A 12,843-nucleotide genomic window follows, 5' to 3' on the forward strand; every position below is an offset into this window, starting at 1 on the left:
GCTTGGCTGCGATCGACTTCGACGTTGAACTGAGGCGAGCCGGCGCGCATGCCACCGGCGGCTGGCGGCGCGTGCTGTTTTTGGCGCAGCGGCACGTGCTGGGCGCTGCCGGTCTCGTCATCATGATCGCGTTCGTGCTCACGGCGATCTTCGCCGACTTCATCGCACGTTACGATCCCCTGAGCGTCGATTCCGCCCACGCACTCTTGCGTCCGAGCCTCGCGCACTGGATGGGCACGGATTCCTTCGGCCGCGACGTGTTCAGCCGCATCATCCACGGCGCGCGGATTTCGCTCGCGGTCGGCATCGGCTCGACCGCGCTCGGCGGCTCGATCGGCGTCATCGTCGGTCTGACCTCCGGCTACCTCTCCGGCTGGGTCGACCTCGTGTTCCAGCGCGTTTCCGACATCCTGCAGGCACTGCCGCTGCTGGTTCTGGCCCTGATCATGACGGCGGCCCTCGGCCCGTCGCTACCGAATGTCATCCTCGCCATTGCCATTCCGCTGATCCCGACCGTCTCACGCGTCACCCGCGCCAACACGCTGGCGCTGCGCGAGCAGCCGTTCGTCGAAGCGGCAAAATCGATCGGCATGAGCGAGGTGCGGATCGCACTCTGCCATGTGCTGCCGAACACGCTGGCGCCGCTGATCGTGCTCGCGACCGCCCAGCTCGGCTCGACCATTTTGACCGAGGCCTCGCTGTCTTTCCTCGGCCTCGGCATTCCCGAGCCTTATCCGTCCTGGGGACGCATGCTGTCGGAATCCTCGGCCGAATATGTCCGCACCGCGCCATGGCTGGTGATCTTCCCGGGCATTGCGATTAGCCTCGCCGTGTTCGGCGCCAATTTGTTCGGTGACGCCTTGCGCGACATCCTCGATCCCCGGCAGCGCGGCTGATGGCTGACACCTCCGATCTCGTGCTCGACGTGAAGAACCTGAAGACGGTGTTCTTCACCAACTCCGGCCTGTTCAAAGCGGTCGACGACGTCTCCTTCACCGTAAGCCGCGGCGAAACGCTGGCGATCGTCGGCGAATCCGGTTGCGGCAAGAGCGTCACCGCGCTGTCACTGATGCGGCTGGTGCCCGATCCGCCGGGTCGTATCGTCGGTGGCACCGTCACGCTCGAAGACACCGATCTGCTGGCGCTGAGCGAGGCCGAGATGCGCAAGATCCGGGGCGATCGCATCTCCATGATCTTCCAGGAGCCGATGACCTCGCTCAACCCGGTGATGCGGATCGGCGACCAGATCGTCGAGGCCGTGCGGCTTCACCGGAACTTATCGTCGAGGGAAGCCCAGAACATCGCGGTCGAGATGCTGCGGCTGGTGCGCATCCCCGAGCCGGTGCGGCGCGCGCGCGAATATCCGCATCAGCTCTCCGGCGGCATGCGCCAGCGCGCGATGATCGCGATGGCGCTGGCGTGCCGGCCGGCGCTGCTGATCGCGGACGAGCCAACCACCGCGCTCGACGTCACCATCCAGGCGCAGATTCTGGCGCTGATCCTCGATCTCCAAAAGGAGCTCGGCACCGGCCTCGTGCTGATCACCCATGACCTCGGCGTGGTTGCGCAGACCGCGCAACGCGTGATCGTGATGTATGCGGGCCGGAAGGTCGAGGAAGCCAGTGTCGAGGCGTTGTTCGCCGCACCAAAACATCCCTACACGCGTGGCTTGATGGCCTCGATCCCGGCCGTGCCGGCGTCCGGCGTCGCCGCGCCGGAGCGGCTGAACGAAATTTCCGGCACCGTGCCGTCGCTGGTGCGACTGCCGAAAGGCTGCGCTTTCGCGCCGCGCTGCACCCTCGCGATCAAGCGCTGCGAGGCCGAATATCCGCCGCTGACCGATTGGGGCGGCGGCCATCTCGCGGCGTGCTGGCGCGCGGCTGAAGTGGCGGAGGTGGCATGACGGAGCGACTTCTCGAAGTCACCGACCTCAAGAAGCATTATCCGGTGCGCGCCGGCGTGCTGCGCCGGCAGGTCGGCACCGTACACTCGGTCGACGGCGTCTCGTTTTCGCTTGGCGCGGGCGAGACGCTCGGGCTCGTCGGCGAATCCGGCTGCGGCAAGTCGACCGTGGCGCGCAGTGTGCTGCGGCTGATCGAACCGACCTCGGGTCAGATCCGCCTCGACGGTGAGGACATCACGCACCTGTCCAAGACGGCGCTGCGCCGGCATCGCCGTTCGATGCAGATCGTATTTCAGGACCCGTTCGCCTCGCTCAACCCGCGCATGATAGCGGGCGATATCGTCGGCGAGCCGCTGGCCGTGCATGGCCTCGCAAGCGGCAAGGCGCTGGAGGCGCGCGTCGCAAAACTGTTCGAGCAGGTTGGTCTCCGGCCCGACCAGATGCGCAATTTTCCGCATCAATTCTCCGGCGGCCAGCGCCAGCGCATCTGCATCGCGCGGGCGCTGGCGCTCGGGCCGCGCCTGATCGTCTGCGACGAGCCGGTGTCCGCGCTCGATGTCTCGATCCAGGCACAGGTAATCAATCTGCTGATCGACCTGCAGAAGCAGCACGGCTTCTCCTATCTCTTCATCGCGCACGACCTCGCCGTGGTCGCGCATATCAGCCACCGCGTCGCCGTGATGTATCTCGGCCGGATCGTCGAGATCGCCGACAAGGACGAGCTGTTCCGCAACCCGCGCCATCCCTACACGCAGGCCCTGCTCGCCTCCGTGCCGATCGCCAATCCGCTGGCGAAGAAGCTCGCGCCACTGGTCGACGGTGACGTGCCGAGCCCAGTCAATCCGCCGCCCGGCTGCGCGTTTCACACGCGCTGCCGGTTTGCGATGGAGCGGTGCAGGATTGAGCGGCCGGTGCTGATGGATGCAGGCGACGGGCACCAGGTGGCGTGCTTGCTCAATGACGGGACGGGGCAGAGCCAGTAAGCCCCAACGCCCGGATTACCGGCCACGCCGCGAGCGCGGCGGAGAGATGCTTCAGCGTGTGGCCCGAGACAATGTGCCCGGTGGCTTCGAACACGGTCACGTCGCCAAGCTCGAAAAGCTTGGCCAGCACGTAAAAGAATATCACGCCACCGAGCGGCACGCCGAGCGCGCCAGCCCGGGGCTTCGTCAACGCCAGTCCCACGGCGAGCGCCATGCCGCCGAACTGCACGACGACCCAAGGCGTGAGATTCTCGCGCGCCACCCAGGCTGCGAGCAGGCCCGCAATCATCATCAGCACCAGCACCGCCTCGCCTGCGCGCACGCTGATGCGCTCGCTGGCCGCGATGCCCAGAAAGCCCGCGAATGCCACGGCCATGCCGAGACGATCGGCCACGAGCCGTTGCGGCATGTCGGGGTCCAGATGGTAGAAGCCTGATCCCAGGCACGTGAGGATCAATCCCACGAAAAACCAGCTGGCGCCCACGGGCGCATCATTGCGGCCGCGCAGCCGTTCCGTGCCCCAAACGCCCAGCGCGAGGAAGGCGAGATTGCTCAGCACATCGCCGGCGTTGGGCACGCCGAGCCAAGAGCGCGTGTCGACGAAATGTGGGATGTGCCACGCGGCAGCGGGCAGTGCGGGCGCGAGGAGCGCTGCCACTGCGAGGACGAGGAGAGCGCCGAGCAGGTATTTTTCTCGAGCTTGCGGCACGACGAACGAGAGCCGACGGGGCGTTGGTGTGGCATCGATCTCTCGGGCGAGATCAGTCGCGGGCAACATCACGGCCTCCAAATGAATTGAACATCGTTCAACATTCGTAACTCAAAAATGAACGATGTTCAATTTAAATCTAACCACGACTCACGAAGACGATATTACATTGAAATATCTAGCTATTTTCTCCAAGCCGCAAGTGCCCGTAGGATGGGCAAAGCGAAGCGTGCCCACCACTGCATGCCATCGACGCAGGATCGTGGGCACGGCGCTTTGCGCCTTTGCCCACGACACCGCGTTTGCCGCGCTAACCGGCCCCAATCTCCGCGACGATCCTGCCTGTGGTCACCTGCTCGCCCTCGGTGACGTCGATCGCCGCGACCACGCCATCGATGCCAGCCTTGTGGACGTGCTCCATCTTCATCGCCTCCAGCATTAGCACCGGCTGGCCGGCGCTGACGCGGTCACCCGGCTTGACCAGGACGGCGACGACGCGGCCGTTCATGGCGGCGCGGACCTTGCCGTCGCCGCCATTGCTTGCGGCGGCCTTCGGCGCGGCGAGGGTTAGATCGGTGACGGCGAGTGGGATGCCGCGGTGCCGGAGGTCAAGCCGATCGCCGTCGCGCAGGAATCTTGCGCTGTCCATCACGCCGTCGTGGCGGAAGCGGATGGCGTCAGGATCGAGTTGCTCGATCTCGAATTTGTCCTGCCGACCGACGGTGGCGACGGTGTAGCTGCCATCGCGCTCACGCGTGACGTCGAGCTCAAGCGCGTGGCCTGCGATCTCGAGTTTCGCAGGCAGCGGGAACGTTGCCGACAAGCTCCGGCCACTGCGCCACTCAGGCGCACGTGGATTCGTCACGTAGAGCAGCAGGCCCGCCAGCGCCGTATCGAATGCACCGTCCACGCGCGGCGCCAGCAGTTCGTCGCGATACGCGCCGACGAACGCCGTCGTCGCCTCACCCCTGGCAAAGCCGGGATGACGCAGGCACGACATCAGGAATGCCTGATTGGTCGTCACGCCAAGCGCGGTGAGCTGCTCCAGGCCGACGATCAGCCGCCCTCTCGCCTCCTCGCGCGTGGCGCCATGGCTGATCACCTTGGCGATCATGGAATCGTAGAACGGCGGGATCTCCGAGCCCGATTGCAGCGCGTGCTCGACGCGGATGCCATCAGGCACCTGCCAGCGCGCCATGCGGCCGGACTGCGGCGTGAAATCCTGCGCGGCATCTTCCGAGCACAGCCGCACCTCGATGGCGTGGCCTGCAAAACGGATATCCTGCTGCTTCACCGGCAATGGCTCGCCGCGCGCGACGCGCAGTTGCAGCTCGACCAGATCGAGCCCGGTAATCGCTTCGGTCACGGGGTGCTCGACCTGGAGCCGCGTATTCATCTCCATGAAGTAGAACTCGCCGCAGGCATCGAGCAAAAATTCCAGCGTGCCGGCGCCCTCGTAACGCAGCGCCTTCACGGCGGCGACCGCAACCTCACCCATTTTCGCGCGCAGCTCCGGCGTCACGGCGGGCGATGGCGCCTCCTCGATCAGCTTCTGGTGCCGCCGCTGCACAGAGCAATCGCGTTCGCCGAGATGGATGGCGTTGCCGTGGCTGTCGCCGAACACCTGGATTTCGATGTGGCGGGGATTCTGGATGGCGCGCTCGAGAATGACCGTGGGATCGCCGAACGCGGCCTTCGCTTCCGACCGCGCGCTGCGCAGCGCATCGGCGAAGGATGCGGCGTCGGTGACGAGACGCATGCCGCGGCCGCCACCACCGGCAACCGCCTTGATCATCACGGGGAAGCCGATTTTCCTGGCTTCCGCGAGCATCACCTCGTCGCCCTGGTCGGCACCCTGATAGCCGGGCACGCAGGGCACGCCGGCCTTCTTCATGATCTCCTTGGCGCCGGCCTTGTTGCCCATCGCCTCGATCGCCTGCGGCGACGGGCCGATGAAGACGAGTCCGGCGTCCTTGCACGCTTGCGCAAACTCCTCATTCTCGGCGAGGAAACCGTAGCCGGGATGGACAGCATCCGCGCCACTCGCCTTGGCCGCTGCAATGATCGCAGGAATGTTGAGATAGGACTGCGCCGGCAGGGCTTCGCCGATCCGCACCGCCTGATCGGCCTGGCGCACATGGAGCGCGTCGCGATCGGCGTCCGAATAGACGGCAACGACACCGAGGCCGAGCTGCCGTGCACTCCGCATCACGCGCAGCGCGATCTCGCCGCGATTCGCGACTAGGACTTTGAAGAACGGTCGGTGCTGCACTGATCCGTTCCTCATGGCCGGGCCACCGAGAATTGCATGCGCTGGGGCGTGCGTGCATCGCCTTCGCGGCAGATCGCGAGCGCCTCGGACAGCACCGCGCGGGTATCGCGCGGATCGATCACGCCGTCGTCGAGCACGCGCGCGCTGGTCGAGAACACGTCCATCTGGCCGTCGAACACGCCGATGATCTGCGCCTTCATGGCGTCGAGCTTTTCTTTCTCGACCGGCTTGCCGCGGCGCGCGGCGGCGGCTTCCGTCACGATCGCCATGGTCTCGGCGGCCTGCTCGCCACCCATCACGGCGGTCTTGGCGTTGGGCCAGGAGAAGCAGAAGCGCGGATGGAAGCCGCGCCCGCACATGCCGTAATTGCCGGCACCGAACGAGGCGCCGCAATAGATCGTGATCTGCGGCACGGTCGCCGAGGTCACCGCCTGGATCATCTTCGAGCCGTGCTTGATCATGCCGGCTTCTTCATAGGCCTTACCGACCATGTAGCCGGTGGTGTTGTTGAGATAGAGGATCGGCGTGCGGGTCTGGCAGCAGGCCTGGATGAAATGCGTCGCCTTGTTGGCGCCGGCGGGATCGAGCGGGCCGTTGTTGGTGACGATGCCGATCGCCTGGCCCTCGATGCGGGCACGGCCGCAGACGGTGGCCGGGCCGTAGTTCGGCGCCATCTCGGTAAAATCGGAATCGTCGATGATGCGCGCGATCACCTGCTTCATGTCGACGGGGCGCTTGTGGTCCATCGGCATGATGCCGAGCAGCTCGTCCTGATCGTAGCGCGGCGCCTTGAATTGCGACGCCGCCCTGCCCGGCCGCTCCCATTCCAGCGCCGCCATGATCTCACGCGCGATACGCAACGCGTCGCGATCGTCCTCGGCGAGATAGTCGCCGAGACCGGAGATTTGCGTGTGCATCTCGGCGCCGCCGAGCTCTTCTTCCGTCGCGATCTCGCCGGTCGCGGCCTTCAGCAGCGGCGGCCCGGCAAGGAAGGCGCGGGTGCGGCCGCGAACCATGACGATGTAGTCAGAGAGGCCGGTCTGGTAGGCGCCGCCTGCGGTCGACGAACCATGCGTGACTGTGACGACGGGGAGGCCCGCCGCCGAAAGCCGCGCGAGATTGCGAAAGATGTTGCCGCCGCGGACAAAATCCTCGACGCGATAGCGCAAGAGATTGGCGCCGGCGCTTTCGACAAGCTGCACGTAAGGCAGCTTGTTCTCCAGCGCGAGCTCCTGCACCCGCAGCGTCTTGTCGAGGCCGTAAGGCTGGAGCGCGCCGGCATCGATGCCGGCATCGTTGGCGCTGACCATGCAGCGGATACCCGACACGAAGCCGATGCCGGCAATGACGCCGCCGCCGGGCACGCTCTTATTCGCATCCGGCACGTCGAACATGTAGCCGGCGAGCGTCGACAGCTCGATGAAGGGCGCACCGGGATCGAGCACCAGCGCGACGCGCTCGCGCGGCAGCAGCTGGCCGCGCTTGTGGAAGCGATCCTTTGCCGCCGCTGACGCCGCGCGCGTGCGTTCTTCCAGCGCGCGCATGCGGTCGATCAGCGCGAGCATGCCGTCACGGTTGGCGTGGTAGGCAGCGCTGCCGGGGGAGATGGTGTTTTCGAGAATGGACATGACTCTATCCTACCCGTCATTGCGAGGAGCAAAGCGACGAAGCAATCCAGTCTGTTGCCGCGGATGCACTCTGGATTGCTTCGCTTCGCTCGCAATGACGGCTGGGGCTACGTTCAGCGATTCGTCCCAAAGATCTTTCGCGCTTCGGCGGGGCTTGCGATCTCGCGGCCGGCGCGACGGGCGCAGGCGGCGATGGCCTCGATCAGCTGGCCGTTCGACGTCACCTTCTTGCCGTCGGCGAGATAGAAGGCGTCCTCGAGGCCAGTGCGCAGATGTCCGCCAAGCTCGGCGCAGCGTTGGTGCAGCGGCCAGATCTCCTCGCGGCCGATCGCAGTGACCTGAAAATGCGCTTCGGGACGCTTCAGCTTGATCAGGATCGGCAACAGATCGGGATCCGACGGCATCCCCGAAGCGACGCCCATCACGAAGTTATACTCGAGCGGGCCCTTGTACATGCCGACCTGGTGGTACATGCCGACGCAGCGGACGATGCCGACGTCAAAACATTCGAACTCGGGGATGGTGCCGACCGCGTTCATGACGTCGAGATAGTCCTTCACCTTCTCGACCGCGTTATCGAACATCATCGGCGGCCAAGCCCAAGAGTTGTCGGCCTTGACCTTCAGGTAGTTCAGCGAGCCGGCGTTGCAGGCGGCGATCTCGGGCCTGGTCTCGCGGATGCAATCCAGCGCGCCGGAGTAGTTCGGCCCGGAGACGCCCGAGGTGTGATTGATGATGACGCCGGGGCAGGCTTCACGGATCGCCTGCTGGATCTCCTTGCTGACGGCAACCTCCCAGGACGGCAGATGCCCCTTGTTCGGCGCCTGCTGACGCAGATGGATGTGCATGATGGACGCACCCGCATCGAACGCAGCCTTGGCCTCGCGCGCCATCTGCTCGGGCGTCACAGGCACGTTGTGCTGCTTCGGGTCGGTGAGCACGCCGTTCAGCGCGCAGGTGATGACGGCCTTGTCGCTCATACCACAGATGTCTCGCACGTTGAGAATTCAACGGTAGCGATCATGTGATGCGCGGCATGCGGCTTCTTGCGCGGAGAAGCTGGAAAACGAGATGCCGTAGGGTGGGTTAGCCGAAGGCGTAACCCACCTCTTTAGTTTCAGCGGAGGCAGAAGTGGTGGGTTACGCCGAGCAGATGCGCTTCGCGCATCTGCAGGGCTAACCCACCCTACGAAGCGATATCGAGCCGCACCGTCTCGCTGCTGCGATAGATCGCGAGATCGCGCGAGCCGACGAAGATCGCGCGCGGCTTCAATCCGTAGAAGCGGCGGATCGAGTGGCTGAAATGGGTCGAGTCGGGATAGCCGATATCCTGCGCGAGGTGGGCGAGGTTGAGGTCCTGATTGGCGAAGTGCAGCAAATGCCGCGCACGCTTCCAGGCCCGGAAGGAGCGGAACGAGATGCCGGTCTCCTCCTTGAACAGATGCAGGAAGCGCGAGGCTGAAAGACCCGCCTCGGCCGCGCACGTATCCGCCGTCACCGGCTCACCGGTGAAGCGCCCGATGCGGGCAACCGCGCGCGTGACCCGCGGGTCGAGCACGCGGCGCGGCAGCGCCTCGCCAAAGCACATCTCATCGAATTCAGCGGTGTTGATGTCGTTATAGCGGCGCTGGCGCAGCAGCGCGTAGGCGGCGAGAATCTTGCGGGCATAGACCGCCCGGTCCGGTCCCATCAGTCGCTGGGCCAAGGTCTCGATCACGCCATCCGGCATGCTTTCCGGCTCGAGCGTCACGCTGATTGCAGTGCGGTAGTCGCTGGCAATGGAATGCCGCTGATTCGGCAGGGTGACGAACAGTTCGGCGGTGGCGAGGACGTCATCGATGGTCAGATGCAGGCTGCCTTTCACGGCGACATAGACGTGGCAGCAACCTGGAGTCCGCTTGCGAGGGCGGCCGAGCAAGCCGGCATAAAAGACCCGCTCCGGCGTGATCAGCATCAGATGGTCGGATTCGCGACCTTTATCTTCCATTGGGATCCTCCTCGCGCGGCTCTTTGGCCGCTGCGGACGGAGGTCACCTTAGCCGAAATTTGGGCGCTGTCACGACGGGATAGCGCTGTCATGGCGCGCAAAAGATTACCATTCCGGGACGGCGGTCGGCCGTCCCGGAACCGCGATGAGACCGCAGTCCCATCCTGCGGAATGCTTACGCCCTTACGCGCGGCGCAACATTCTGCTCGACGCCGGCCTTCTGCTCCGCAGCAACCGCGCGCTTGAAACCGTCGCGCTGCTGCAAGCGTGCCCAATAGGCCGCGACATTCGGCCCGAAATCCTTGGCGAGACCGATGTTATCCGCGAGGCGGAGCGCGTAGCCGATGACGATGTCGGCGGCGGTGAAGCGGCCGGCGCACAAGGTTTCGGTATTGGCGGTCGCCGCCTCGACGGCGCGCAGCCGCCCCAGGAACCATTTGGCGTAGTCGGTGGCGACCTGCGGATTGCGGCGCTCCTCCGGCTCGAGCTGGGTGTAGCGGAGCACCAGCGTCTGCGGGAAGGTTAACGTGGCGTCGCTGAAATACATCCAGTTCAGGAAGGCGCCATAGGCGGGATCCTCGGGGCCGACCATCAGCGGCGTCGGGCCGTATTTGACGCCGAGATAGTGGCAGATGCCGGAGGACTCCGTCATCTTGGTCTCGCCGTCGACCATGAAAGGAATCGTGCCCAGCGGATTGAGCGCGAGGTATTCCTTGGCGAAGACCCGCGGCGGGAACGGCAGCATCTTCAGCTCATAAGGCAGTCCCATCTCCTCCAGCATCCAGAGCGGGCGGAACGAGCGCGCGGCGTCGCAGTGATAGAGCGTGATCATCAGGCGTTTCCCTTACTACCCGGCAGCGTACCCATCATCTTGCACAGGACCATCAGCATGACCTCGTCGGCGCCGCCGCCGATCGAGGTCAGGCGGCTGTCGCGATAGGCGCGGCTGACCGGCGTCTCGTTGGTAAAGCCCATTCCGCCCCAATATTGCAAGCAGGCGTCGGTGAGTTCGCGGCCGAGCCGGCCAGCCTTCAGCTTGGCCATGGTCGCAAGTTTGGTGACGTCCTCTCCGGCGACCAGCTGCTCGGCGGCGCGATAAATCAGCGCACGCAGCAGCTCGACCTCGGTCTGCATCTCCGCGAGCTTGAAGTGCACGACCTGGTTGTCGAGGATCGACTTCCCGAACGCCTTGCGGTTGCTTGTGTATTCGATGGTCTCGTTGATGATGTATTCGTGCGCTTTCAGGCAGGCCGCCGCGCCCCAGAGCCGCTCCTCCTGGAACTGGATCATCTGGTAGGTAAAACCCTTGTCCTCCTCGCCGATCCGGTTGCGCTTGGGCACGCGGACATTGTCGAAGAAGATTTGCGCGGTGTCCGAGGAGCGCATGCCCATCTTGTCGAGCTTGCGAGCGACGGTGACGCCCTTGCTCTTCATGGGCACGCAGATCAGCGATTTGTTGCGGTGAACGGGGCCATCGCCGGTATTGGCCAGCAGGCAGATCCAATCAGCCTGCGTGCCGTTGGTGATCCACATCTTGCCGCCGGTGATGAGGTAGTCGTCGCCATCGGAGCGCGCGCTGGTCTTGATCGAGGCGACGTCCGAACCAGCGCCAGGCTCGGAGACGCCGATGCAGGCGACGTAGTCGCCGGAGATCGAGGGGCTGAGAAACTCGCGCCGCACCTCGTCCGAGCCGAATCGCGCCAAAGCGGGCGTCGCCATGTCGGTCTGCACCCCGATCGCCATCGGCACGCCGCCACAGGTGATAGCGCCGAGCTCTTCCGCCATCATCAGCGCGTAGGAGTAATCGAGACCGGAGCCGCCGAACTCGACCGGCTTGTTCAGGCCGAGGAAGCCGAGGCTGCCCATCTTCTTGAACAGCTCGTGCGCCGGGAAGATATCGGCCTTCTCCCATTCATCGACATGCGGATTGATCTCGTTGGTGATGAATTTCTGCAGGGAACGACGGATGTCGTCGTGGTCGGCGGTAAACAGCATTCTTTCTCAGCCTCGTGCTTCACAGCCCCATCTGCCGGCTGGCGAGATCCTTCATGATCTCCTCGGTGCCGCCGCCGATGGCGTTGACCTTGACCTCGCGGTAGATGCGCTCGGCCTTGATGCCGCGCATGAAGCCGGCGCCGCCAAAGATCTGCACGGCTTCCGAGGCGCAGAACGCCATGGTCTGCGTCGCCTGGTTCTTCATCATGCAGATTTCAGCGACCGGGCTCTCGCCCTGCTCCAGCCGCCAGGCCAGCATTTCCAGCATCGCTTGCGAGGCTGCGACCTTCTGCGCCATGTCGACGATCTTGTGGCGGATGACCTGGTGCTGGGCGAGCGGCTTGCCGAAGGTTTTTCGTTCCTTGGCATAGGCGACGGCCTCATCGAGGCAGACGCGCGCGAAGGCGGTACAGCCTGCGGCCATGCCGATGCGCTCGCTGTTGAAATTCTGCATGATGATCTTGAAGCCCTGGCCCTCCTCGCCGATCAGGTTTTCGGCCGGCACGCGGCAATCGTCGAAATGCAGCGTTGCAGTGTCGGAGGCCCACCAGCCCATCTTCTTCAGCTTGGTGCGCGACAGGCCGGGCGTATCGCCCTCGATCAGGAGCAGGCTGACGCCGCCGGCGCCTTCGCCGCCGGTACGCGCCGCAACGGTCAGATAATCGGCGCGCATCCCTGAGGTGATGAAGGTCTTTTCGCCACTCACGACGTAGTGATTGCCGTCGCGCCGCGCCCTGGTCCGGAGGTTCGCGACATCAGAACCACCGCCCGGCTCGGTGATGGCGAGCGCGGAGATCTTCTCTCCCGAGAGCACTTGCGGCAGCACGCGCGCCTTTACTTCGGGGCGCGCTGCGCGTGCGATCGGCGGCGAGCCAATGGTGTGGCTCATCAGGCTCGCGCTGATGCCGCCGGCTCCTGCCCGCGCCAGTTCCTGGCTGGCCACGATCTTCATGAACTGGTCGGCGGCGATCCCGCCATGTTCCTCGGGGAATCCCAGCCCCAACAGGCCGATCTCGGCCGCCCTGCGATAGAGCGCGCGGGGGAATTCGCCGGCTTCGTCCCATTCATGGGCGAAGGGTGCGATCTCCTTGTCGACGAAGCGGCTCATGACGTCGCGGAAGGCGTCGTGCTCGGCGGTATAGAACGGGCTCTTCATTGCATGCGCGCTTTCTCTCTTCGCGTTCCACCATGGCCGGAACATTGGCGGCTCACTTGCGCCGAGTGGCTGGGTGGGGCGTGGCGCCTCGCCGGCCCAAGCCCTAGCAACTCAACGCAAGACGATTTTCGTCCCCCGCAGGCCAACTCCAAATCAAAAAAAGACTGCTGCACAAAACTCCGGCTGGCCTCCCAGGGCCATGCCGGGCAT

General features: G+C 65.0%; 11 protein-coding genes. 3 read left to right on the forward strand and 8 right to left on the reverse strand.

Annotated elements, in window-relative coordinates:
• The first annotated feature begins 2 nt into the window (after positions 1–2).
• The 3 genes from FXB40_RS38325 to FXB40_RS38335 are packed head-to-tail and all read left to right on the forward strand — an operon-like array spanning position 3 to position 2,886.
• Positions 3–896, forward strand: a complete 894-nt coding sequence (locus FXB40_RS38325; protein ID WP_148777452.1) for an ABC transporter permease — start codon at positions 3–5, stop codon at positions 894–896.
• Positions 896–1,903, forward strand: a complete 1,008-nt coding sequence (locus FXB40_RS38330) for an ABC transporter ATP-binding protein (protein WP_148777453.1) — start codon at positions 896–898, stop codon at positions 1,901–1,903. Before FXB40_RS38325 ends, FXB40_RS38330 begins: the two co-directional genes overlap by 1 nt.
• Positions 1,900–2,886, forward strand: coding sequence for an ABC transporter ATP-binding protein (locus FXB40_RS38335; protein ID WP_148777454.1), 987 nt, complete (start codon positions 1,900–1,902; stop codon positions 2,884–2,886). The genes FXB40_RS38330 and FXB40_RS38335 overlap by 4 nt, the downstream gene beginning before the upstream one ends.
• Here FXB40_RS38335 and FXB40_RS38340 read toward each other — a convergent pair.
• The 8 genes from FXB40_RS38340 to FXB40_RS38375 all read right to left on the reverse strand — a co-directional run bounded on the left by FXB40_RS38340 (position 2,858) and on the right by FXB40_RS38375 (position 12,633).
• Positions 2,858–3,664 carry a hypothetical protein gene (locus FXB40_RS38340; protein WP_148777602.1) on the reverse strand — a complete coding sequence of 269 codons (807 nt, stop codon included), beginning with the start codon at positions 3,662–3,664 and terminating at the stop codon, positions 2,858–2,860. The genes FXB40_RS38335 and FXB40_RS38340 overlap by 29 nt on opposite strands.
• Before the next feature lie 241 nt (positions 3,665–3,905).
• Positions 3,906–5,882 carry an acetyl/propionyl/methylcrotonyl-CoA carboxylase subunit alpha gene (locus FXB40_RS38345; RefSeq protein WP_148777455.1) on the reverse strand — a complete coding sequence of 659 codons (1,977 nt, stop codon included), beginning with the start codon at positions 5,880–5,882 and terminating at the stop codon, positions 3,906–3,908.
• Positions 5,879–7,495 carry an acyl-CoA carboxylase subunit beta gene (locus FXB40_RS38350; protein ID WP_148777456.1) on the reverse strand — a complete coding sequence of 539 codons (1,617 nt, stop codon included), beginning with the start codon at positions 7,493–7,495 and terminating at the stop codon, positions 5,879–5,881. Before FXB40_RS38350 ends, FXB40_RS38345 begins: the two co-directional genes overlap by 4 nt.
• Before the next feature lie 113 nt (positions 7,496–7,608).
• Positions 7,609–8,475: a beta-keto acid cleavage family enzyme gene (locus FXB40_RS38355; RefSeq protein WP_148777457.1), complete on the reverse strand. Its 867-nt coding sequence runs from the start codon at positions 8,473–8,475 to the stop codon at positions 7,609–7,611.
• A gap of 206 nt (positions 8,476–8,681) precedes the next feature.
• Entirely contained in the window at positions 8,682–9,482 is an 801-nt protein-coding gene (locus FXB40_RS38360; protein ID WP_148777458.1) for an AraC family transcriptional regulator, read from the reverse strand.
• A gap of 175 nt (positions 9,483–9,657) precedes the next feature.
• Positions 9,658–10,314: a glutathione S-transferase family protein gene (locus FXB40_RS38365; protein ID WP_148777459.1), complete on the reverse strand. Its 657-nt coding sequence runs from the start codon at positions 10,312–10,314 to the stop codon at positions 9,658–9,660.
• Complete coding sequence (locus FXB40_RS38370; RefSeq protein ID WP_148777460.1) at positions 10,314–11,477, reverse strand: acyl-CoA dehydrogenase family protein; 1,164 nt, start codon at positions 11,475–11,477, stop codon at positions 10,314–10,316. Before FXB40_RS38370 ends, FXB40_RS38365 begins: the two co-directional genes overlap by 1 nt.
• 19 nt (positions 11,478–11,496) lie before the next feature.
• Entirely contained in the window at positions 11,497–12,633 is a 1,137-nt protein-coding gene (locus FXB40_RS38375) for an acyl-CoA dehydrogenase family protein (protein ID WP_187437432.1), read from the reverse strand.
• Positions 12,634–12,843 lie beyond the last annotated feature (210 nt).

The organism is Bradyrhizobium rifense, assembly GCF_008123425.1.
GTDB classification, from domain to species: domain Bacteria; phylum Pseudomonadota; class Alphaproteobacteria; order Rhizobiales; family Xanthobacteraceae; genus Bradyrhizobium; species Bradyrhizobium rifense.